The following is a 24208-nucleotide window of genomic DNA, read 5'->3' as shown; positions in this document are numbered from 1 at the left end:
GGCCGCCGCCTACTCTTCTGGGGGGCGAGGTCGGCCACGAATCGGTCCGGGCTGATCCGAGACACGGCCGTGAGTAAAGAGGGTTGCTGCATGCTTGTCGGAGGAAGCACGGGACGCCGTCGGCGCCTGGGGTCCGCGGGGATCGTCGGGCTCGCCGTGGCGGCGCTGGCGCTGAGCGCCTGCTCGTCCAGCACGGACGGCTCGGCGGTGGCGACCACATCGGTCAAGCCCCCCGCGCCGGCCGCACAGGTCACGATCACCGCCGGCGACCAGGTCAGCCCGACGACGCCGATCACCATCAAGGCGTCCGGCGGCAAGATCACCAACGTCGTGGTGACCAACACGGCCAAGGGCAACGTGGTCAAGGGCGACCTGTCGGCCGACGGCCTGACCTGGACGACTACCGAGCCGCTGGGCTACGGCTCCAGCTACGCCGTGGTCGCCGACGCCACCAACGCCGACGGTAAGCAGACCGAGCAGAAGAGCACGTACACCACGCTCACGCCCAAGGACCAGGCCTACCCGTCGCTGATCCCGGCGCCGCCGGGCCAGGGCCAGACCTTCGGCGTCGGCCAGATCATCGGCGTGTCCTTCGACAAGAACGTGACCGACAAGGCCGCCGCCGAGAAGGCGCTGGTCGTGACCTCGACCCCGGCGCAGCAGGGCTCCTGGTACTGGATCGACGCCAAGACCGTGCACTACCGCCCGGCCGAGTACTGGCAGGCCGGCACCACCATCAAGCTGGACGCCAACCTGTACGGCGTCAACCTGGGCGGCGGCGTGTACGGCAAGACCGACCGTTCGGTCACCTACACCATCCACGACTCGTGGATCGCCAAGGCCGACGGCAACACCAAGCAGATGGCCATCCTGCACAACGGCGCCGTGGTCAACACCATGCCGATCAGCCTGGGCAAGGACTCGACGCCGACCCAGATCGGCCCGCACGTGATCTCCGACAAGCAGCAGCAGGTCGTGATGGACTCGGCGACCTACGGCGTGATGCCCGGCTCGCCCGGCTACTACAAGTCCACCGAGTACTGGGACCTGCGGATCTCCAACGACGGCGAGTTCGTGCACGAGAACCCGAACACCGTCAACCAGCAGGGCAGCTCCAACGTCTCGCACGGCTGCGTCAACCTGAGCCCGGAGAACGCGCAGTGGTTCTTCAACCACTTCAACCTGGGCGACGTGGTCGAGGTGACCAACTCCGGCGGCGGCAAGTTGCCGCTGTGGGACACCTACGGCGACTGGGAGCTCAGCTGGGCCGACTGGCAGAAGGGCAGCGCCGCCAAGGGCTGATCCGCGCCGGCAGACACACCCGGCAGACACACTGTCCAGGGCCGCACTCCGTGTGAGGGGCGCGGCCCTTGCTTTGTCCGCTCTGGTCACACGATCCTGCCCGATTTCGGGCAGGATCGTTGCCTTCGCCTCTGAACCCGGGCAGAGTCGCTCCTCGTGTCCGCCGCCAATCACCCGTTCGGGGAGCTCGTTTCGCACCTGATGCGCACCACCGCGCTCGGTCCGGGCGAGGCCACCCGGGTGGTCGCCGACGTGCTGGCCTACTTCGACGAGTCGGTGGAGGCGGTCGTGCGCCGCCGCCACGCCGAGCTCAGGTCGGCCGGCCTGACCAACGAGCAGATCTTCGAACGCATCGCGGCCGAGCTGCCGCAACGCCGGGTCGCGGCGCCGGAGCTGTCGCTCCGGCAGCTGCGCCGCATCGTCTACGGGTGAGGAACGACCATGTGCGGAATCGTGGGATACGTGGGGTCGCGCGACTGCGTGCCGATCCTGCTTGAGGGCCTGGCGCGGCTGGAGTACCGCGGCTACGACTCGGCCGGGGTGGCCGTGGTCGGCCGGGGCAAGCTGCGGGTGCGCAAGGTCAAGGGCCGGGTCGGGCAGCTGGCGCAGGACGTGCCGGCCCGCCTGACCGGGCCGGTCGGCATCGGCCACACCCGCTGGGCCACGCACGGCGTGCCGAGCGAGGAGAACGCCCATCCGCACGTCGACGGCTCGGGTCGGGTCGCCGTGGTGCACAACGGCGTGATCGAGAACGCCGAGGAGCTGCGGGCCAAGCTGACCGCGAACGGCGTGGTCCTCGTCTCGGAGACCGACACCGAGGTGCTGGCTCACCTGATCGCCGCGGTGGACGTGGACGACATCGAGGAGGCGGTCCGGCGGGTGCTGCCGGAGATCGTCGGCACCTACGGCATCGCCGTGGTCGACACCCGCCAGCCCGACCGGATCATCGCCGCCCGCAACGGCAGTCCGGTGATCCTCGGCGTCGGCGACAAGGAGCTGTTCGTCGCCTCCGACGTGATGGCGCTGGTCCGGCACACCTCGCAGGTCGTGCACCTGGAGGACGGCGAGGTCGCGGTGCTGACGGCCGACGGCTTCAGCACCCGCACCCTGGACGCCAGGGTAACCACCCGCCCGCCGACGACCGTGGACGTCGAGGACGACGACTATCAGGCCGAGGGCTACGGCCACTTCATGCGCAAGGAGATCCACGACCAGCCGACGGCCGTGGAGCGGACCCTGCGCGGGCGGCTGGACGACCGGTTCGGCACCGCCCACCTGGGCGGGCTCAACCTCACGCCGCGCGAGTCCCGCGAGTTCAAGCGGGTCAAGATCCTCGGCTGCGGCTCGGCCCACTACGCCGGGCAGATCGGCGCGCAGCTGATCGAGGAACTGGCCCGGGTGCCGGCGGACTCCGAGCCGGCGTCGGAGTTCCGCTACCGCAACCCGCTGATCGACCCCGACACGCTGTACGTGGCGGTCAGCCAGTCCGGCGAGACCTACGACACGCTGGCCACGGTGCAGGAGATCCAGCGCAAGGGCGGCCGGGTGCTGGGCGTCGTCAACGCCGTCGGCAGCTCCATCGCGCGGCAGTGCGACGGCGGCATCTACCTGCACGCCGGTCCGGAGATCTCGGTGACCTCCACCAAGGCGTTCACCGTGACCACCGTCGACTTCGCCCTGCTGGCGCTGCACCTGGCCCGGGTCCGCGACCTGTCGCCGGCCGACGGCCAGCGGCTCGTGCGGGGGTTGCGGGCGCTGCCGTCGCAGATCGGGGAGATCCTCAAGCTGGAGGACCACATCGCCGGTCTGGCCCAGGAGTACGGCACGTGTCCCAACGTCATGTTCATCGGCCGGGTGCGGGGCTGGCCGGTCGCCCGTGAGGGCGCGCTGAAGCTGAAGGAGGTCTCCTACGTGCACGCGGAGGCCTACCCGGCCTCGGAGCTCAAGCACGGGCCGCTGGCCCTGATCAGCCCGGAGACGCCGACCGTGGCGATCGTCCCGGACGACGAGCTGTACGACAAGAACCTCACCACGCTGGGCGAGATCAAGGCCCGCGGCGGGCGGATCCTCGCGCTGGCCCATCGGGAGCTGCCGGGCGCGCTGGCCGACCACACGATCGTGGTGCCCAAGGCCGAGCCGGAGCTGGACCCGATCTTGCTGGGCATCCCCTTGCAACTCCTGGCGTATCACGCCGCCGTGCTGCTCGGACACGATGTCGATCATCCACGGAACCTGGCGAAAAGCGTGACAGTGGAGTGAACACGCGGTGACGCCGGGTTCGGTCGCTAACCTCTTCGCGTGGGGAGTTCAGACCGGGCCCGGCGCGCCGCGAAGCAGCAGGCGCGCGCCCGACACGCGCAGCGGATGGCCAACGGCGCCGACGCACGGTCGCTCGACGCCAACGGCATCGCGGGGCGGCTGTGGGCCACGGCGAACGACTACTCGTACGGACAGAAGCACACCGCCGCCGCCGAGGCCGAGTACCTGGCCGACGCCGACGACCGGCAGCTCGGGATCGCCGTGGCCGGGGTGTTCCACCGGGCGCTGAACTTCCTGTGGCCCAGCGGCTGGCTGCCCTACGACCTGGTGCAGGTGATCAGCCGGGAGTGCGACGGGTTCGCCGTCGGCTTCGTCACCGACGTGATCGCCGTCGACATGTCCCAGCACGCCGAGGCGACCCTGCACGAGCGCTGGCGCGACCAGCTCCGGCAGATCGAGGCCCGGCCGTGGTGGCCGCACGACCGGCAGCACTTCGAGCAGTGGTTGGCCCGGCACATCCTGTCCAAGCAGGAAGGGCTGGAGGTGGCCATCGTCGCGCTGGCGACCTTGATGGCCCTGCCCAAGCTGCCGTTGATCCTTCCGTTGCCGGGCAGTTCCTCCGTGGCCGACGTGCTATTGGGCGCGGGCGTGGACCAGAAGGTGTTGGCCAAGGTCCGAGGGTTGCTCGCGAAAGCGGAGTCGACGGAGTTTCCGGAGGAGGCCGAGGCGTTGTCGGCCAAGGCCCAGGAGCTGATGAGCCGGCACGCCTTCGAGCGGGCGCTGCTCGACGCCGACGAACACGTGGCGCAGACGGCGAGTTCCCGTCGGGTGTGGCTGGACACGCCTTACGTGGGGGCCAAGGCGCAACTGGTGGCGGCGGTCGCGGCGGCCAACCGGTCGCGGGGCGTGGTGTACGAGAAGCTCGGCTTCATCGCGTTGATCGGGGCCGATCTCGACCTGGAGATCACCGAGCTGCTGTCGACCTCCCTGTTGTTGCAGGCGACGCGGGCGATGGTGGCCGCCGGCGCGGGCGTCGACACCCGCAGCCGCACCTACCGGCAGTCGTTCCTGCTGGCCTACGCCGTTCGCATCGGCCAACGGCTGCGCGCGGCGGCCGAGGAGAGCGACGACCACGCGGCCGACGACCGGCTGCTGCCGGTGCTGGCCGACCGCGAGAAGGCGGTGTCAGAGCTGTTCGAGGAGCTCCATCCGGCCACCGTCAAGAAGTCGTACACGGTCGGCAGCGCGGCGGGATGGCAGGCCGGCACGGCGGCGGCCGATCAGGCCGATCTCGGCGTCACTCGGCCGAACTTGACACCTACTCGGTAATTCCGGCCGATGACCCGAGTTCAGCCGCTACGGTGGCGACCGTGACGGACATCGAGGACCTCATGTCCCGGATCCGCGCGTTCGCGGAAGCCCGGGCCTGGGAACAGTTCCACACGCCCAAGAACCTCGCGATGGCGCTGGCCGGCGAGGCCGGGGAGCTGCTGGCCGAGTTGCAGTGGCTCGGCGACGAGGAGATCGCCGCGGCGCTGTCCGAACAGGACCGACGCGACCGGGTCCGAATGGAGCTGGCCGACGTGTTCATGTATCTGCTCCGTTTCGCGGATGTGACCGGCATCGATCTGGCCCAGGCGACGTTGGACAAGATGGCCCGCAACGAATTGCGGTACCCGGTCGAGAAGTCACGGGGAAAATCGGCCAAGTACGACGAGCTATAAGTTTCTGACCTGCCAATTCATCTGCTTTATACGAGCGGGCAACGACGCGGACATCCGCAGGGCCTGGCCCCGTCCACCTCGATCGGTCGCGACCCGATCGGAGCAGCAAGCCAGGTCAGCGCGGTTGTCATCCGGCCGCACAGCCCAGGCCGACGCTTGAGCCGCGCTGAACTCCCACGCAAACCTTCCTGAACTACCCAGTTCCTCAATTGACGGAATGGCAGCTTCGGCCATAGCCTTTCCGCTCGGATCCACCCAATTAGGGTGTGGCTACACCGATGTGCGCACCCACCGGTCGGCGTATCCCCGCGGAGGCTCGATGGTTGCACACACCTCCGGCTCTGGATTCACACAGAATCTCGTGCTCGGAGTCAGCCCGTTCACCGTTCCCGACGCACGATTGGTTTCCGCGGTGTGTCGCGCGGGCGGTCTCGGAGTCCTCGATCTCGGCGTCGGCGACCGGCGGGCCCGCGAGGCGCTTGACCTGCTGCTGAGCTGGGCCGGTGGTCCGTTCGGCGTGCGGGTCACGGGTGCCTGCGCACTGCAACCGGACGATCTTCCCCGTGATCACGTGCACACCGTCCTGCTCGGACACGACGCGAAGTGGTCTATTCCAGATCTGGCCGCGCACCACCGGGTTCTGGTCGAGGTGACGAGCAGGGCCGAGGCCGTGCAAGCCGCCGAACGGGGTGCGCACGGGATCGTCGCCCGTGGACACGAGGCCGGCGGCCCGGTGGGCGAGTTGAGCACTTTTGTCCTGCTGCAACAGCTTGTCGACGCCGTTGACCTGCCGGTTTGGGCCTGGGGCGGCATCGGCGTGCACACCGCGGCGGCGGCCGTGGTCGGCGGCGCGGCCGGCGTTGTCCTCGACACACAACTGGCCCTGCTCTCGGAGTCCGATGTGGACGACGAGACCGCCGCCGCAATCCGCCCAATGGATGGTTCCGAGACGACCATCGTGGACGGTCTGCGACAGTTGGTCCGCCTCGGCGGCGGATGGGTCCGGCGCGGGGCCTCGCAGGCCCGGATTCCCGTGGGGCAGGACGGTTTTCTGGCCACCCGGTTCGCCGCCGACCACGGCACCGTCGACCGCGTCGTGCGGGCGGTCAAGGATGCGGTGCTCGCGGCGCTGACGCAAGAGCCTTCTGGCCCAAGCATGATCGCGCAGGGTCCGATGACCCGGGTGAGCGACCGCGCGGCTTTTGCCGCTTCCGTCGCGGAAAACGGCGGCCTGCCGTTCGTGGCGTTGGCGCTGGCGACCAAGGAGCAGACCCGAGCTTTGCTCCGGGAGACAATGGACCGGCTGGGCGATCGCCCCTGGGGCGCCGGCATTCTCGGCTTCGCGGCCGAGGAGGTCCGCACGGGCCAGCTGGAGGTCATCGAGGAGCTGCGCCCGCGGTACGCGATCATCGCCGGCGGACGGCCGGCGCAGGCCGCCGCGCTGGAGCGGCTGGGCATCACCACGTTCCTCCATGTGCCGTCGCCCGGACTGCTCAAGCAGTTCCTGGACGCCGGCGCGCGGAGATTCATCTTCGAGGGCTCGGAATGCGGCGGCCACGTCGGCCCGCGGTCGAGTTTCCCCTTGTGGGAAGCGCAGCTCGGGGTATTGCTGGAATTCCTCGGCGCCAATCCGGACGCCGAGATGGACGTGTTGTTCGCCGGCGGCATTCACGACGAGCGGTCGGCGGCGATGGTCGGCGCGCTGGCCACACCGCTGCGGGCCTACCGCTGCGACGTCGGCGTGCTGATGGGAACCGCTTACCTGTTCACCGAGGAGGCCGTCCGCGACGGGGCGGTCCAGCCGCTGTTCCAGCGGCAGGTGATCGACGCCTCCGGGACGGCGCTGCTGGAGACGGCCCCCGGTCACGCCACGCGGTGCGTGACCAGCCCATTCGCCGAGGAGTTCCTGGCGTTGCGGGACGAACTGCGCGGCCAGGGCGTGCCGGACCGCGAGGTCTGGGAACGGCTGGAGCAGCTCAACATCGGACGGCTGCGGATCGCCAGCAAGGGCGTGGAGCGCGACGGCGCCGAGCTGCTCGACGTGGACGAGGACCGCCAGCTGGGCGAGGGCATGTTCATGGCCGGGCAGGTCGCCGTGCTGCGGGACGCCGTGACCACGGTGGCGGCGCTGCACGACAGCGTGAGCAACGGCGCCATGCGGTTTCACGCGGCACGGGCCGCAGAGCTCGGCGTCACCCGTGATGTCCCCGACGAGCCCGAGCCTCAGCCGCTGGACGTGGCGATCGTCGGCATGGCCTGCATGTTCCCGCAAGCCCCGGATCTGCCGACATTCTGGGCCAATGTGCTGGCCGGCATCGACGCCGTGACCGAGGTTCCGCCGGAGCGCTGGGATGCCGGCGTCTACTACTCGGCCGCCGGGGAAACCGACCGGACGCCGTCCAAGTGGGGCGGTTTCCTGCCGGAAATCCCGTTCGACCCGCTGCGCTACGGCATTCCGCCGGCCTCGCTGGCCAGCATCGAGCCGGTACAGCTGCTGGCGTTGGAGGCCGCGCATCGATCGCTCGTGCACGCGGGTTACGGCGACCGGGCCTTCGACCGAGCCCGGACCAGCGTGGTGTTCGGCGCGGAGTCGGGCAGCGACATGGCCAGCGCGACCACGCTGCGCACGGTGTTGCCGTCCTATCTGGGCACACTGCCCGAGGCGCTGGACAGCCAGCTGCCGCGGCTGACCGAGGACACGTTCCCGGGCGTGCTGGCCAACGTCATCGCCGGGCGCATCGCCAACCGGCTGGATCTCGGCGGCGCGAACTACACCGTGGACGCGGCGTGTGCCTCGTCGATGGCGGCGGTGGACGTGGCGTGCAAGGAACTCGTCCTCGGCACCAGCGACATGGTGCTGTGCGGGGCGGCCGACCTGCACAACGGCATCAACGACTACCTGATGTTCAGCTCGGTCGGCGCGCTGTCGCCGTCCGGCCGCTGTAAGACGTTCGACAGCAGCGCCGACGGAACCACACTGGGCGAAGGTGTCGCCTGCGTGGTGCTCAAACGGCTGGCCGACGCCGAGCGGGACGGCGACAAGATCTACGCGGTGATCAAGGGCATCGGCAGCGCCAGCGACGGCAAGTCGTTGGGGCTGACGGCCCCGCGGCCGGAGGGCCAGCGCAACGCGGTGGAGCGGGCGTACCGCAACGCCGGGGTGTCGCCGGCCCAGGTCGGCCTGGTCGAGGCCCACGGCACGGGCACGGTCGTCGGCGACCGCACCGAACTGGGCGCGCTGGCCAAGGTGTTCAGCGAGCACGGGGCCCAGCCGGGCACCTGCGCCATCGGGTCGGTGAAGTCGCAGATCGGGCACACCAAGTGCGCGGCCGGCCTCGCCGGGCTGATCAAGACGACTTTGGCCCTGCACAACGGAATCAAGCCGCCCACGCTGCACGTGACGCAGCCGAACGCGGCGTGGGACACCGAGGGCAACCCCTTCGTCCTGCACGCCGAGGCGGCCCCATGGGCGGCCCCGGCGGCGGAACGGATCGCGGCCGTCAGCGCGTTCGGCTTCGGCGGCACCAACTTCCACCTGGTGCTGTCCGCCTACGACAAGGCCCCGACTCCCCGGCACAGCAACGACGAGTGGGCGGCCGAGCTGTTCACCTTCCGTGGCGCGGACCACGCGTCGGCGGCACGGTCGGTGGAGTGGCTGCTCGACCTCATGGCCAAGGGCCCCTGGCGGTTGCGGGATCTGGCCAAGACGGCGTCGCGGCGGGCCGAGCAGCGCAGCGAGCCGGTGCAGATCGCCATCGTGGCAAGGAATCTGGGCGAGCTGCCGGAGCTGCTTCGAGCCGGCGCGGCGGGGCAGGCTGATCCGAAGCGCGGAGTCTTTGTCTCGCACGGCGTCGAGGGCAAGGTCGCGTTCCTGTTCCCCGGTCAGGGGAGCCAGCGGCCGGGCATGCTGGCCGAGCTCTTCGTGGCCTTCCCGGAGATCCAGCACCTGCTGCACCTCGGGCGAGAATGGGCCGATGCGCTGTTCCCGCCGGCGGCGTTCGACCCGGACGGCGCGCAACGGCGTAAGGACCGGATCACCGACACCCGGGCCGCGCAGCCGACGCTGGGTATCGCCGGGTTGGCGGTCAACCAGCTGCTGGGTCGGCTCGGAATTCGACCGGATCTGTTGGCCGGTCACAGCTACGGCGAGCTGGTGGCGCTGAGCGCCGCCGGATCCTTCGGCCCGGCAACGTTGTTGGCGTTGAGCCGGGCCCGGGCCGAGAGCATTCTCGGTGCGGCCGGGGATGATCCCGGCGCCATGGCGGCATTCACGGCCCCGGCGGCGGACATCGCGTCCGTGCTGACCGAGGAGTTGGTGCTGGCCAACCACAACGCCCCCAAGCAGGCCGTGATCTCCGGTCCGACTGCCCAGGTCCGTGCCGCCGTGGAGACGTTGCGGGCGCAGGGCATCTCCGGCAAACGGCTGCCCGTCGCCTGCGCGTTCCACAGCCCGCTGGTGGCCGGAGCCGGCGTGGTGTTCGGCTCCGTTCTGTCCACTCAGGACATTCGCGATCCGGAGCTTCCCGTGTGGTCCAACCGGACCGCCGCCCCGTACGAGGGCGATGTGCGGGCCGGACTGGCCGCGCAGATCGGCGCGCCGGTGCGGTTCGTCGACCAGGTCGAGTCGATGTACGCGGCCGGGGCTCGGGTGTTCGTGGAGGTCGGGCCGGGCAAGGTGTTGTCCCGGCTGGTCGAGGCCATTCTCGGCGACCGCGCGCACGTCCGCGTCACCACCGACGGCGGCGTGCCGGGCTTCCTCGCCGCCGTGGCCCAGCTGGCCGTCTCCGGCGTCAGTGTCCGCACGAGCTGGCTGTTCCGCGGGCGCGATGCCCTGGACGTCAGCACTTCCACCCCGCCGAGGCGTCCCGGATGGACGATCGACGGTCAGCTGGTCCGTACCGCCGACGGGCAGTACCTGGCCGGCGGGCTGGTGCCCGCCCGACGAGTGGAGTTGTCGATGGGGTCCCCGAGCGTCGGGCAGGACGCGCTGATCAGCGAGTACCTGCGCACCAGCCGCGAGATGGTCGCCGCCCAGCGTGACGTGCTGCTCGCCTACTTCGGCGGCACCGCCAACGCCCCGGCCCGCATCGTCGAGCACGTGGCCGTGCCCGCCGTGGAGATCCCCCAGGCCGTTCCGGCCGCGGTCGAGGTGGCGGCCCCCGCCGCGCCCGTTGTCGTCGACGTGCTGACCACCGTGCTGGACGTCATCAGCCAGCAGACCGGCTACCCCACCGACATGATCGACCCCACCCTGGACCTGGAGGCCGACCTCTCGATCGACTCCATCAAGCGGACGGAGATCGCCGGCACCCTGGTCACCAGGCTGGGCGCGGCGGCGACCTCGGACGTGGAGGAGCTGACCAAGGCCCGGACCGCCCAGCAGATCGCGGATCTGTTCGACGCGACGCCGGCTGCCGCCGAGCCGGTTCCAGCACTCGAACCGATTGCCGCCGCCGAACCGGTTTCGGTAGTGAAGCCGATTGCCGCCGCCGAGCCGGTCGCGGTCGAGCCGGTCGCCGTCCTGGGTGGGCGGGCGCCTCGGCGTTTCGAGATGGTGCCGACCGAGATCGGGCCGGCGCGGTTGCTGGAGTCGACCGTCTTATCCGGCAAGGAGTTCCGCATCATCGGCGGGCATCCGGCACTGGTGGCCGAGGTGGGCGCGGCGCTGGGACTGCACGGGGCGGCCGTGACCGACAACGCGGACAACCTGGTCTATCTCGGGGCGCTCTCCCCCGGGGACGATCCGGTGCTGCCGGGGGCGTTCACGGAGTTCAAGGCGGCGCTGGCGAGGGAGCCCCAGTGGGTGCTCGCGGTGTCGCCGGTGGCCGAGCGAGCCGATGACCGGGTGGTGGGCCTGCGGGGCTTCTTCCGGACCATCTCCCGCGAGTACCCGGAGACGGTGGCCAAGCTGGTCGAGGTCGATCCGGCGGCGGCCACCGAGGGGCTGATGGCCGAGCTGCTGGCCGACGATCGGCACCCGGTGATCGTGCGAGGCGAAGCGACGCGGAAGACGATCGACATGCTGCCGGTGGAGCTCGGCTCGCTGGGCACGACCGGGGCGGGGCCGGCGGGCGACGGGACGGCCGAGGCGCAGGCCATCGGGCTGGACCGGGACTCGGTGGTACTGCTGGTCGGCGGGGCCCGGGGCATCACGGCGCAGTTCGCGACCAAGCTGGCGGCGACCACCGGCTGCCGCATCGAACTGATCGGCCGCACGCAGCTGCCGGCGGAGCCGGAAGACCCGGCGACGGCGTCGGCGAAGGACAAGACGGCGCTGCGGGCGGCGTTGATCGCGCAGGGACAGCGCAACCCGGCGGACATCGAGCGCCTGTCGGCGAAGATCCTCGCGGCCCGGGAGGTGCGGGCGACGCTGGACGAGCTGCGGGCGCTGGGCAGCACGGTCGGCTACCACTCGGCGGACGTGCGCGACCAGGAGGCGCTGCACCGCATCGTCAAGGAGATCTACACGGACCACGGCCGGATCGACGGCGTCTGCTACGCGGCCGGCGTGATCGAGGACAAATTGATCGCCGACAAGGACTCCGACTCGTTCCGGCGCGTCTTCGACACCAAGGTCGACGGGGCCCGGGCGCTGCTGTCGGCGGTCGAGGAACTGCCGACCCCGCCCCGTTTCGTGACGCTGTTCGGCAGTATCGCGGCGGCGCTGGGCAACCGCGGACAGATCGACTACTCGGCGGCGAACGACGCGTTGCAGACGCTGGGTTCCCTGTGGGCGGCCAAGACCGGCACACGGGCGCTGACCGTCCACTGGGGACCGTGGGCGCCGGACCCGCGGCACGGCGGCATGGTGACGCCCGAGTTGCAGCAGGAGTACGGCCGCCGCGGCATCGAGCTGATCGACCCCGAGGAGGGCACGATGGCCCTGCTGCGGGAGCTGGCGTTCGGCGACCACGACGTGCGGGCCGTGGTCTACACGGCCTCCGGTTGGTGACGCGGATGTCCGATGTCGCGATCGTCGGCATGTCGGTGCTGCTGCCGGGCGCCCCGGATCTCCGGACGTACTGGCGGAACCTGGTCACCGGCGTGGACGCGATCACCGACGTGCCCGAGCAGCGCTGGGATCCCGCTTACTACGACCCGGCGGGCCCGGCGCGGGCCGACCGGCTGTACTGCCGGCGCGGCGGGTTCGTCGACGAGTACGCGGACGTGGACCCGACGCGGTTCGGGATCATGCCTAACTCGGTGGCCGGGGCCGAGCCGGACCAGCTGATCGCCATGCGGGTGGCGGCGTCGGCCATCGCCGATGCCGGTGGCGACGACCGGCTGCCGGCCCGCGACCGGATCGGTGTGATCCTCGGCCGCGGCGGCTACCTCACGCCGGGCGTGGTGCGGCTCGACCAGCGGGTGCGGACCGCCGTGCAGCTGGTGCGCACGCTGGGAGAGTTGGTGCCGGGCCTCGGTGCGGCCGAGCTGGAGCGAGTGCGGGCGGCCTTCACCGAGCAGCTCGGGCCGGAACAACCGGAGTCGGCGATCGGCCTGGTGCCCAACCTGGCGGCGTCCCGCGTGGCCAACCGCCTCGACCTCCGGGGCCCGGCCTACACGGTTGACGCGGCCTGCGCGTCCTCGCTGATCGCCGTCGACCACGCGGTGCACGAACTGAGCAGCGGGCGTTGTGACGTGGTGTTGGCCGGCGGCGTGCACCACTGCCACGACATCACGTTCTGGAGCGTGTTCACGCAGCTCAAGGCCCTGTCGACCAGCCAGCGGATCCGGCCGTTCCACCGCGACGCGGACGGGATCCTGATCGGCGAGGGCACCGGGATCGTCGTGCTCAAGCGGCTGGCCGACGCGGAGCGGGACGGCGACCGGATCTACGCGGTGGTGCGCGGCACCGGCGTGGCCAGTGACGGTCGCAGCGCCAGCCTGTTCAACCCCGATCCCGGCGGTCAGGTCCTCGCGGTGCGAAAGGCTTGGGACGCAGCGGGATTGGACCCGACGGCCGCGGATTCCATCGGACTGTTGGAAGCGCACGGCACGGCGACACCGGCCGGCGACTCGGCCGAACTGTCCACGGTGGCCACCGTGTTCGGCGGTGCGCAGGGCACCAAGGCGGTCATCGGCTCGGTGAAGTCGATGATCGGCCACACCATGCCGGCGGCCGGCATCGCCGGTCTGATCAAGGCGGCTCTGGCCGTGCATCACGGCGTGCTGTTGCCGACCCTGCACTGCGACGACCCCAACCCGGCATTGGACGCCACCCGGTTCCGGCCGATCGACCGGGCCGAGGTCTGGACCGACGAGGTGCGTCGGGCCGGGGTGAACGCCTTCGGGTTCGGCGGCATCAACGCCCATGTGGTGCTGGAGCAGGCGCCTTCGGCCAGGCCGGCCCCGGCGGCGATCGTCGTCGACGAGCCGGTGCGGGTCCTGCGGATCGCCGCCGACACGCCCGAGGAGCTGCTGCGGCGGCTGCACCAAGGCCAGAACAACGAGGCCGGTCGGCTGCGTCTGGCCATTGTGGATCCGAGCGTCAAGCGAATCGCCCTGGCGGAGAAGGTGATCGCCAAGGGCGTGGCCTGGCGCGGGCGGAGCAACGTCTGGTTCAGCCCGTCACCGCTGCTGCCCACGGGTGGCATCGCCTTCGTTTTCCCGGGCCTGGAGGCGGAGTTCGATCCTCGGGTCGACGATGTCGCCGACCATTTCGGGCTGCGGCAGCGATCCGTGGGAAACGGGGACCTCGGCCGGCACGGCATGAGCGTGCTCGGGGTCGGCCGGCTGCTGGACACGGCGTTGCGGCGCATCGGAATCGCGCCGACAGCGCTGGCCGGGCACAGCATCGGCGAGTGGACCGCGATGTCGGTCAGCGGCATGTTCTCCGACCGGGCGGTCGACGACCAGCTGGCCACGTTCGATCCCACGGGCGTCGAGGTGCCGGGCGTCGAGTTCGCCACCCTGGGTTGCGGGGTCGAGCGAGTGGCCGAGGCCATCGCCAGCCGGCCGAACATCGTGCTTTCCCATGACAATTCGCCGAACTCGACGATCGTCTGCGGGCCGCCGGCCGAGATCGCCGAGCTGGTCGCGGAGTTCCGGCAGCGGGCCGTGGTCAGCGCGGTGCTGCCGTTCCGCTCCGGCTTCCACACGCCGATGCTCAAGCCGTATCTGCAACCGTTCATCGACCTGGCCGACCGCCTGGAGATGGGCCGGGCGGCACTGCCGATCTGGTCGGCCACCACGGCTTCGCCGTATCCGACCGACCCGGACGGCGTGCGAGAGCTGTACGTCCGGCACCTGATTGAGCCCGTGCGGTTCCGGGCCACGGTGCAAGCCATGCACGACGCCGGCGTCAAGGTGTTCGTCCAGGTCGGCGGCGGGCAACTGGGGTCGCTGATCGACGACACTTTGAAGGGTGCCGAACACCTCACCGTGGCCGCGAATTCGACCCAGCGCGGTGGTGTCGACCAGCTCCGCCTGGTGGCCGCGGCACTGTGGGTGGAAGGCGCGGCGCCGGACTTCTCCCTGCTGGAGCCGACCCGTCAGCCGGTCACGCTGCAACTCGGATCGCCGCTAGTGAAGGTCGACACGACGATCAGCACCGGCGGACCGTCCCGTTTGGACAAACTGACGGCCGACTTCCCCATCGCGGCGGAGTTGGAGGCGTTGCTGAGGGAGACCGCAGAGTCGGCGGCGCAGGTGATCGCCGCCCGGCGGATGCCGGCGATCCGGCCGTTGACCAAGCGGCTGACCATCTCCACCGACTCGATGCCGTTCCTGCTGGACCATTGCTTTGCCCCGCAACGGGACGGCTGGCCCGACCTGGCCGACCGCCGCCCGGTCGTGCCCGGCACCACGTTGATCCAGCTGATGATGGACGCCGCCGAGGAGGCCGCCCCCGGGCTGAAAGCCGTGCGCGTGCACGACGTGCGGTTGCAGCGCTGGCTCATCGGCGCGCCGGCGGTCGACGTGACCATCACCGTGGAACCCATTGGGCCGGACCGGGTTCGCGTCGCGGTCGGCGATCACTCGCAGGCGGTCGTGGAGCTGGCGCCGGAATGGGCCCCGCGGCCGCATCGGGTGTGGTCGGTGGCGAACCGCACGACGCCGGACATGACGGCGCGGGAATTCTACGAGCGCCGCGTGATGTTCCACGGCCCGGCGCTGCAAGGAATCACGGCGCTGACCACCGTCGGGGCCGACCACGTCGGCGGCGTGATCACCAGCCCGGACGTGCCCGGCGGCCTGATGGACAACGTCGGCCAGCTGCTGGGCTACTGGATCTGGGTCACCCAGACGACCAAGCGGATCGCCTTCCCGGTGCAGATGGGCCGCATCGAGTTCTTCGGCCCGCACCCGGCGCCGGGCACGGCCGTGGACTGCCTGATCAAGGTGGTCGACGTCAGCGACCGGATCTACCAGGTCGACGCCCAGCTGACGGTGAACGGCGTGGTGTGGGCGCAGATCGCCGACTGGCGCGACCGCCGCTTCGACAGCCACATGGAGCTGGACGAGGCCTGGCGTTTCCCGGAGCGCAATGCCTTGTCCCAGCGGCAACCCGGCGGCTGGGTGGCGGTCGCCGAACGCTGGCCGGACCTGGCCTCGCGCGAGCTGTACCTGAGCAAGTACCTCAGCGGCCGCGAGCGGGCCTGCTACGACCAGCTGCCGCCGCGCAACCGCCGTCACTGGCTGCTCGGCCGGATCGCCGTCAAGGATGCCGTGCGTAACCTGTTGTGGGACAACGGTTCCGGACCGGTGTTCCCGGCGGAGATCCTCGTCGACGACAGCGACGGCCGCGTGACGGTGTCCGGGCACAACGGCTTCCCGCTGCCCGAAGTCGCCGTTTCCCTGGCCCACTCCCACGAACTCGGGGTCTCGATCGCGCGGTTCGGCCGTGAGCCGGTCAGCATCGCGATCGAGGATCCGGCCACCGAAGCACCCGGTGACGGCCTGGAACGCGTGGCCGTCAGCAATCCGGCGGACCTGCCGGCCCGGCAGTACGTCGTCGCGTGGACCGCCGGTCCCGCCGATCAGGAGGAAGCATGACCACCACCGAGGCGTCCCGCGACGTCGTCTTCACCGAGATCGCCGACATGCTGCGCACGGTGCTCGCCGAGCTCGGCGTGGACGACGCGGAGATCACCGAGCAGAGCTCCTTCAACGAGGACCTGGAGCTGGAGAGCATCGACCTGGTCACGCTGACCGCGCTGATCTCCGAGCGCTGGGGCGAGCCGGTGAACCTGGCCGAGTTCCTGGCCGACAAGGACCTCGACGAGGTCATCGCGCTCAAGGTCGGCGACCTGGTCGACTTCGTGTCCGGGGCGCTGGCCCGCGCGGGAGGCTGATGTGGGCAAGATCCTGGCCAACGGCATCGACACGCACTACCAGCGGATGCCGGCCAAGGGCGTCGACCCGGAGACGGCGCCGACGGTGGTGTTCATCCACGGCCTCGGCACCGACAGCCTGGCCAGCTTCTACCTGACGCTGGCCGCGCCGGTCGCCTCGGCCGGGATCAACGTGCTGGCCTACGACCTGCGCGGCCACGGTCGCAGCGACGGCCCCGACACGGGCTACACGTTCCAGCATTTCGTCGAGGATCTCGGGGCCCTGCTGGATGTTCTGGAGCTGCGTGGCCCGGTTCACCTGGTGGGCAACAGCTTCGGCGGCACTGTCGCTTTCGGACACGCGTTCGCCCGGCCGTGGCAGGTGGCCAGCATCGTGTCGATCGAGTCCGAGCCGCCGACGCAGCCGTGGTCGGATCGGATGGTGCAGGCCATGGAGTACATGGTCGTGCAGCTGTCCAGCGAGCAGACGTTCCTCGACCTGGAGGCGCAGAACGGGGCGCACCACGCCAAGCTGGCCCGCAAGGCCGCGGCCAAGCTGTTCGCCACGACCATGACCACCGAGGTGCCCAGCGGCCGGCTGATGTCGGCCGAGGACCTGCGGGCGCTGCCCACGCCGGTGTTGCACATCCTTGGTGGCGAAGGACTTCAGGGCGGGGATCCGCACGCCCTCGAACGGGCGTTGTCGCACTGCCGGACGGTCGTGATTCCCGGGCAGGACCACTCGGTGCTGGTCGACGCCCATCGGAATGTGCGGGAGCTGCTGATCCCGTGGGTGCGCGGGATCCACACCGACGTGCCGTGGATCAACGCGGCGGTGCAGGCCCGAGAGCTGATCGCGTGAGCCGGATCTTGTTCGTCGTTCCCCCGCTGGTCGGGCACATCAACCCGACCGTGGGGGTGGCGGCGCGCCTCACCGCGGAAGGCCACGAAGTGGGGTGGGTGGGTCCGACCAAGGCTTTGGCTCCACTGGTCGGAAAGGATGCTGCCTTCTATCCCTCGCGGCGGCCGTTGTCCGAGGTGGCGGTGGTGGGGAGGCCCGCGCAGCTCCGGGGCTTCGCCTCCCTCAAGTTCCTCTGGGAGGAGTTCCTCATCCCCCTCGCCGACGGCATGGCCCCGCTGGTCGATGCGGCCGTGGAGGAGTTCCGGCCGGACGCGATGCTGGTGGACCAGCAGGCGCTGGCCGGGGCGCTCGTGGCCGAAAGGCGGGGCATTCCGTTCGCCACCTCGGCCACGACCTCGGCGGAGCTGGTGCGGCCGCTGGCGGAGCTGCCGAAGGTGGCGGCGTGGCTGGACGAGCTGCTCAACGGCCTCCGCGAACGCCACGGATCGCCGGAAGCCACGCACGACCTGCGGTTCTCCCCGCACGGCGTGTTGGCGTTCAGCACCGAGGAACTGGTCGGCCCGACCAAGGGCCACATCGTCTACGTCGGGCCGTCGATCACCCAGCGGCCCGACGACACGCCGTTTCCCGAGCTGGACGGCCGTCCGGTCGTTCTGGTCTCGCTCGGCACCGCCAACGCCGAGGCCGGCGAGAAGTTCCTCAGGACGGCTGTCGAAGCGCTGGCCGAACTCCCGGACTACCAAGGCGTTGTCGTCGACCCGACGGGCGAGGTGACCGACGTGCGCCGGGTTCCGCAGCTGGCGTTGCTGCCGAAGTGCGCCGTGGTGGTCTGCCATGCCGGACACAACACGGTCTGCGAGACGCTGAGCCACGGCGTGCCGCTGGTCGTCGCCCCCATCCATGACGACCAACCCATTGTCGCCCAACAGGTTGTCGACGCCGGCGCCGGTGTGCGGGTCCGGTTCGGCCGGGTCACGACAGAGCAGTTGACAACGGCCATCACCGAAGCCCTGGGCTACACCGAAGGCGCGCGGCGGATCCAGAGGTCGTTCGCGTCGGCCGGCGGGGCGGAGGCGGCGGCGAACTGGCTGAGCGAGCTGGCCGCGACCCGCACGAGCGGGGCGAAGCGGTAGTGGAACTGCCCGCCGAAGGTGTCCGGCGCGACCGTGGCCAACTGGTGCTCGACCAGCGACTCCAGGATGGCCTCGGCGGTCCGCTGGTCGCAGCCCAGCAGCGCGGACGCGCCGCGGGTGGTCAGCGGCTCGTCCGCGGCGGCGGCCAGCCGGAAGAAGGCGTCGTGGTGGGTCGGGGACAGCGACCGGCAGCTCAGCTCGATGCTGCTGACCAGGTCGACGCGGGCGTTGACCAGCTCGTCGAGCCAGTCCTCGCGATGCCGCAGTCGTTCCAGCAGCACCGCGATCGTCCAGTGTGGACGGATGGCCAGCCGGTTGGCCGCGGCCACCAGGGCCATCGGGGAGGCCTCGAACAGCCGGATCAGCTTGCGGGCCTGGGGCAGTTCGGCCCGCATGCGCCGCCAGCCGATCACCGAGCCCAGCAGTTCCAACGCCTCGTCCTCGGCCGGCGGCTGCAGGTCGACGGCCAGGCTGGTGCCCCGCAGCGGCAACCGCGTGCGGCAGCCGACGATCACCGCGCACCCGCCGCCGCTGGGCATCAGCGGGGCCAGCTCGATCGTGCTCACGGCGTTGTCGATCATGATCAGCACCCGGCGCTCGGCCGTCCAGCCCCGCAGCAGGTGGCTGCGCTCCTCGATGCTGTCCGGCAGCTGCGCGTCCGTGCCGCGGATGGCCCGGAGGAAGCCGGTGAGCGCCTCGACCGGGGTCTGCTCGGCCAGGTCGGCGTGCAGCTGGCCGTGCGGGAAACGGGCCCGCACACGGTGCGCGAGGTGCGTGCAGAAGGCGGTCTTGCCCGAGCCCGGCGGCCCGACCACGGAGACCACGGCCGGGGCGGACCGGGCCGGCTGTTGCAGCTGGCTCTCCGCCGCCGCCAGCTCCACCGTTCGGCCGACGAAGACCGGCAGGTCGGCCGGCAGCTGCGCCGGCGGCTCCACCCAACGCCCGGTCCGGATGGCGCCGGTCGGCGTCAACGCGTCGAGCTGGGGATTGCCGACCAGCAGGCCCCGGTGGACCTGCTGGAGCTGCTGCCCGGGCTCCAGCCCGAGATCGTCGACGAGCGTGGATCGGATGCGCTGGAAGACGTGCAGCGCCTCGGAGCGCCGGCCCAGCAGGTGCAGGGCCATCATCAGCTTGACGTGCAGGCCCTCGTGCGCCGGATAGTCGCGGACCAGCGTGCTCAGGTCGTTGATGACCTCGTGGTGGTGGCCGAGCATGAGCTCGACCTCCATGCGCTGGTCGATCACGCCGACCTTGGTCTCCTCCAGGCTGCGGATGTGGTGCCCGAGCACCGGGCCGGCGTCGACGTCACTGAGCGCGGAGCCGCGCCACACCGCCAGCGCCGCGCGCAGCGTCTCGGCGGCCGACTCGATGTGCCCGCTGTCCAGCTCGGACCGTCCACGTGCGACCAGACGCCCGAACCGACCGGCGTCCACGTCCTGTTCCGGCAGCGTGAGGGCATAGCCGACGTGCCTGGTGTGCAGGACCGAGACCGTGGAGTCGTCGGCGGCCAGTAGGCGGCGCAGATGTGACATATAGGTCTGGAGGGTGCCCATCGCCTTGGTCGGCGGCTCGGAGCCCCAGACCTCCTCGATGAGCTGCTCGACCCGCACCACGGTGTTGGTGTTGAGGGCGAGCAGGGCGAACAGCTGGCGCAGTTTCGGCTGCGAGGGGGTGATGCGCTCCTCGCCGCGGATCACCTCGAACTGCCCGAGCACCCGGATCTGCATGTGCGCCACCTCCAGCCAGAGGTTGTCTGCCAGTGCGCAGTTCCTATCGCGCCGTCGCGGCCGCGTCCAGCACGAGTGAACACACAGTCACGCACTGTGCCCGTCGATGTCATCGATCGGGTCCATTGTGACCGCGGTTTTACCGAACGTGACCCGTGTGACGCATCTCGTTGATCGACGTTCACGGCCGGGCCAGCGCGCCCGCCCCGGGGGACGCTGCGAGAATCGGACCCATGGCAGAGGTGAAGGCAACCGCCGAGCGGGTCATCGACAAGCCCTCGGACGCGGTCTACGCGGCGCTGGCGGACTACGCCGGCACCCGGGCGGGGATCCTGCCCGAGAACTACAGCGAGTACGAGGTGCTGGCCGGCGGCACGGGCGCCGGCACCAGGGTGCACTGGAAGCTCCAGGCCACCAAGAAGCGGGTGCGGGACTGCCTGCTGGAGGTCAGCGAGCCCGCGCCGGGCACGCTGGTGGAGTCCGACGCCAACTCGACCATGGTGACGACCTGGACGGTCAAGCCGCGGGGCGAGGGGTCCAGCGCCGTGCACGTGCAGACGACGTGGCAGGGCGCGGGCGGGGTGGCCGGCTTCTTCGAGGGCACCTTCGCGCCGCTCGGACTGCGCCGTATTCACACTGCGATGCTGGACAAGCTGGCTGCAACCGTTCGCAGCTAGTCTGCGTGGGTCCCCCTCGGCCTTGTTCGCTCGTTCGAGTGAACAAGGCCGAGCGATCATGGACGGGTTCAACCGGCCGGTACGCTTCCGCCACCGCGGGGCATGGCAACGGCGAGGTGAACCCGAGTGCTGTCGGTAGTCCACAACTGTGACACTTCTTGGGGCGGCGCAGGCGCAGGCCGATCGGCATGAGCGTCCCGCAGCCGCGTCAACCGATCGGGTCGCGCGAGCGGACCCGGCTCACCAAGAAGTGGGCCTATCTGGTCTCGCAGTCCAACTACCTGCCGCTCTCGCACGGCGAGGCCGAGGAGCGCTTCGGCACGATGCTCGACCAACTGGTCCGGGCGGCCGAGGCGGAGCCGCTGGACACCGCGGCCGCGGCCCGCGTCGGGCGGCAGCTGGTCGCCCTCAACTGCGTCAGCGAGGACAGCCTGTCCAGCACCGTCGAGGTGCTCGGCGGCGGGCTGCTCCTGCAACCCGAGCTGAGGGGCCGCCGGCAGGTGACCGAGCGCATCGTGACCGTGCTGGGCGCGCTGGCCGCCGGCTACGCCGACGCCACCAAGCAGTCGATCTACGAACAGCAGCAGAACCTGACCAAGGCGCTGTTCAGCGCGGCCAACGAGACCCAGCAGAGCCTGCTGGCGGCGCTGGCCCGGTTCGACGAGGTCTGCGGCGCCTCGGCCAGCGGCATCGGCGTCGTCGACCACGCCGGCCGCTTCCTGCGCAGCAACGAGTCGCTGCGCGCGATCCTCGACGTCAGCGAGACGGAGCTGTCCGAGCGGACGCTGTTCGACCTCATGCCGCCGCCCGAGGCGACCCGCATCCGCACCGCCTGCACCGAGCTCACCGACGGCCGCGTGGAACGGATCCGCCACCGCCGCACCGTGTTGTTCTCCGGCGAGGAGGCCGTGCAGCCGCTGCTGTCGATCGCGCCGGTCCGCGGCGGGCGGGAGCTGGTCGTCATCCTCGACGACGACTCCGAGCTCCAGCTGCTGCAGAACCAGCTCAAACACCAGTCGCTGCACGACGTGCTGACCGGCCTGCCCAACCGCCAGTACCTGAGCACCCGGCTGGAAGCCGTGCTCAACCAGGTCGACCAGGGCACCGGCACCACGCTGTACCAGCTCGACCTCGACGCCTTCTCGGTGATCACCGACGGGCTCGGCAGCCGCGCCGGGGAGCAGGTGCTGTGCAGCGTCGCCGACCGTCTGCGCACGGTGTTCCTGGGCGAGCGGGCCATGATCGCGCGCATCGGCCATGACGAGTTCGCCGTGCTGGTGGAGAACACGCCGGCCACGCCCGGCGTCACGGCGATGGTCGAGCGCATCAACGAAGAGCTGGCCGAGCCGGTCTACCTGGCCGGCGGGCAGGGCGTCGCCGCGTCGGCGACCATCGGCGTGGTGCACCGGCCGCCGGCCGGAATGTCGATGGAGGACGTGTTCCAGACCGCCGACCTGACGCTGCGCCGGGCCCGCCGCAAGGGCACGCCGTGGGAGCTGCACGACGCCCGTCTCGACGCCGAGGACCAGGACCGCTCGGCCATGGCCGCGGCGCTGCCCGGCGCGTGGGAGACCGGCGAGGTGCGGCTGGTGTTCGACCGCCAGGTCCGGCTGGCCACCGGCCGCACGCATTCCGTGCAGGCCCAACTCCAGTGGGACCGGCCCGGCCACGGCGTGGTCGACCACTGGCAGTGCGTGGACCTGGCCGAGCAGACCGGGATGATGCTGCCGCTGGGCGGCTGGCTGCTGCGCAGCGCCTGCGAGCAGGGCGCGGGGCTGGACAGCGAGACGCCGGTGGAGATCAGCCTGCCGATGTGCCTGGCCAACGACGAGGAGCTGGTCGCCCGGGTGCTCGGCGAGCTGGGCCACAGCGGGCTGCCGGCGTCACGGCTGCGGCTGGGCCTGCCGGCCGTTTCCCTCGCCGGGGCCGCCGCCGACAACGTCGGATTCCTGGCCGAGAACGGCATCGGCGTGGTGGTCGAGGAGTTCGGCGTCGGCATGCAGGACCTCTCGTACCTGGAGGACCTGGAGTTCCGGTCGGTGCGGATCGCCCGCTGGCTGGTGGAGCGGCAGGCGCGGCCCGAGGGTCCCGGCGCCGTCGTTCAACGCTCGCTGACGCAGCTGGTTGATCTGGCCCACGAGTCCGGGGTCACCGTGGCCGTGAACGGCATCGCGTCGGAGGAGCAGGCCGGCTGGTGGCGTGAACTGGGCTGCGACATCGGCGCTGGGCGGTACTTCGGCTAGCAGTGCGGTGGGGCACCCGTGGTGCCCAGGACGCGGTCGGCCCACTGGACGGCCTTGGCGGACCAGTCCTGGGCGTGGGGCGCGAGGTTGAGGTCGTGGCCGGCGTCGGACAGCTCGTACGTGTCGACGCACGGGGCCTTGGGATAGTGCGCGGCTTCGGTGTGTAGGGCGGCGGCGTAGGCGAGATCCTGCTGGCCCTCGGCGACCAACACCGGCACCGCGATGTCGTCAGTGATCGAAGATCCTTGCGCGACAAGGGTGTCCGCCAGCTCGGACGTGGTGACGGTGTCCTTGGCCGCCTCGTCGGCGGCGATGACCGCGGGGTCGTCGTGCGGGCCGTGCCAGAACACCGCGCGGGTGCCGGGGCGGGTCGTCAGGTAGGTGGGATCGAGCGACGCCGGGACCAGCGAGGTGGCAACGGGGACGGCGGCGGCGGGTTGCACCTCGTGGGCCATGCCGGTGATCAACAGGGCGTCGACGTCGGCGTAGGTGGCGGCCTCGTGCCAGGCGACGACGGAGCCGTAGGAGTGGCCGGCCAGCAGGACCCGGGTGAAGGCGGTGCCGAACGTGCCCAGCCTGGCCGCGTTCACCACCTGGTGCACGGCGCTGGCCTCGGTGGCGTTGGTCAGCAACGCGCCGGCCGGGCGGGAGCTGGCCCCGGTGCCGGGGCGGTCCAGTGCCAGCGTGGTGTAGCCGGCGGCGGTGGCCCGGCGGACGTAGGAGTAGGTCTCCGGCTGGTACGGGAAATCCCAGTACGAGCGGTTGTACGTGGCCCCGGCCAACAGGATCTGCACCGTCGGCGCGGGCTTGTCCCCGGCCCAGCACAGGGAGCCGGCGACGGTCTGCCGGCCGGCCACCGGCATCGTCACGGGGATGGCCACATCCCGGCAGGTCTGGGCAGCCGGAGCGGGGGCGAGGGTCGCCGCGGACAGGAGGGCCACCAGGGCGACGCCGTTGAGCACGGGCCGGAGTTTAGGGTCGCCGCCGCACCGGTTCGGCCGGTGCGGC

General features: G+C 70.8%; 14 protein-coding genes. 12 read left to right on the top strand and 2 right to left on the bottom strand.

Annotation, left to right across the window (positions count from 1 at the left end; all coding sequences use genetic code 11):
- Window positions 1-90: 90 nt before the first annotated feature.
- The 10 genes from AB0M73_RS12380 (at window position 91) to AB0M73_RS12335 (ending at window position 18553) form a co-directional block, all read left to right on the top strand.
- Window positions 91-1302, top strand: coding sequence for an Ig-like domain-containing protein (locus AB0M73_RS12380; protein WP_363890316.1), 1212 nt, complete (start codon window positions 91-93; stop codon window positions 1300-1302).
- Window positions 1303-1503: 201 nt separating this feature from the next.
- Window positions 1504-1734, top strand: a complete 231-nt coding sequence (locus tag AB0M73_RS12375; RefSeq protein ID WP_363890650.1) for a hypothetical protein — start codon at window positions 1504-1506, stop codon at window positions 1732-1734.
- Between the two features lie 9 nt (window positions 1735-1743).
- On the top strand, window positions 1744-3561 hold the full coding sequence (gene glmS, locus AB0M73_RS12370; protein WP_363890312.1) for a glutamine--fructose-6-phosphate transaminase (isomerizing): 1818 nt from the start codon (window positions 1744-1746) through the stop codon (window positions 3559-3561).
- Between the two features lie 39 nt (window positions 3562-3600).
- Window positions 3601-4890 (top strand): DUF2786 domain-containing protein, encoded by a 1290-nt coding sequence (locus AB0M73_RS12365; RefSeq protein WP_363890310.1) that lies wholly within the window; start codon window positions 3601-3603, stop codon window positions 4888-4890.
- Between the two features lie 41 nt (window positions 4891-4931).
- The gene (locus AB0M73_RS12360) at window positions 4932-5285 is read left to right on the top strand and encodes a nucleotide pyrophosphohydrolase (protein ID WP_363890308.1); all 354 of its coding nucleotides are present in this window, start codon (window positions 4932-4934) and stop codon (window positions 5283-5285) included.
- A 361-nt stretch (window positions 5286-5646) separates the two neighbouring features.
- Window positions 5647-12237, top strand: coding sequence for an SDR family NAD(P)-dependent oxidoreductase (locus AB0M73_RS12355; RefSeq protein WP_363890306.1), 6591 nt, complete (start codon window positions 5647-5649; stop codon window positions 12235-12237).
- Between the two features lie 5 nt (window positions 12238-12242).
- Entirely contained in the window at window positions 12243-16280 is a 4038-nt protein-coding gene (locus AB0M73_RS12350; protein ID WP_363890305.1) for a beta-ketoacyl synthase N-terminal-like domain-containing protein, read from the top strand.
- The gene (locus AB0M73_RS12345) at window positions 16277-16579 is read left to right on the top strand and encodes a phosphopantetheine-binding protein (protein ID WP_043721206.1); all 303 of its coding nucleotides are present in this window, start codon (window positions 16277-16279) and stop codon (window positions 16577-16579) included. The genes AB0M73_RS12350 and AB0M73_RS12345 overlap by 4 nt, the downstream gene beginning before the upstream one ends.
- A 1-nt stretch (window position 16580) precedes the next feature.
- Window positions 16581-17420 carry an alpha/beta hydrolase gene (locus AB0M73_RS12340; protein WP_363890304.1) on the top strand — a complete coding sequence of 280 codons (840 nt, stop codon included), beginning with the start codon at window positions 16581-16583 and terminating at the stop codon, window positions 17418-17420.
- The gene (locus AB0M73_RS12335) at window positions 17417-18553 is read left to right on the top strand and encodes a glycosyltransferase (RefSeq protein ID WP_363890302.1); all 1137 of its coding nucleotides are present in this window, start codon (window positions 17417-17419) and stop codon (window positions 18551-18553) included. The genes AB0M73_RS12340 and AB0M73_RS12335 overlap by 4 nt, the downstream gene beginning before the upstream one ends.
- On the opposite strand, the gene AB0M73_RS12330 is transcribed toward AB0M73_RS12335, so the two are convergent.
- Window positions 18436-20280, bottom strand: a complete 1845-nt coding sequence (locus AB0M73_RS12330; protein WP_363890300.1) for a BTAD domain-containing putative transcriptional regulator — start codon at window positions 20278-20280, stop codon at window positions 18436-18438. The two genes, AB0M73_RS12335 and AB0M73_RS12330, sit on opposite strands and share 118 nt — an antisense overlap.
- A 233-nt stretch (window positions 20281-20513) precedes the next feature.
- On the opposite strand from AB0M73_RS12330, the gene AB0M73_RS12325 reads away from it, so the two are divergent.
- Both AB0M73_RS12325 and AB0M73_RS12320 read left to right on the top strand, forming a co-directional pair.
- A complete protein-coding gene (locus AB0M73_RS12325) occupies window positions 20514-20957 on the top strand; it encodes an SRPBCC family protein (protein ID WP_363890298.1) in 444 nt (147 codons plus the stop codon).
- 188 nt (window positions 20958-21145) lie between these two features.
- Window positions 21146-23200, top strand: a complete 2055-nt coding sequence (locus tag AB0M73_RS12320; RefSeq protein ID WP_363890295.1) for an EAL domain-containing protein — start codon at window positions 21146-21148, stop codon at window positions 23198-23200.
- On the opposite strand, the gene AB0M73_RS12315 is transcribed toward AB0M73_RS12320, so the two are convergent.
- Window positions 23197-24208, bottom strand: a 1012-nt coding sequence (locus tag AB0M73_RS12315; protein WP_363890293.1) for an alpha/beta hydrolase, incomplete at its 5' end; no start/stop codon positions are given. The genes AB0M73_RS12320 and AB0M73_RS12315 overlap by 4 nt on opposite strands.

This window comes from Kutzneria sp. NPDC051319 (assembly GCF_040682195.1).
Taxonomy (GTDB): Bacteria; Actinomycetota; Actinomycetes; order Mycobacteriales; family Pseudonocardiaceae; genus Kutzneria.
Note: the sequence above shows the minus strand (reverse complement) of the source record. Positions and strands in the feature narration are given on the sequence as shown.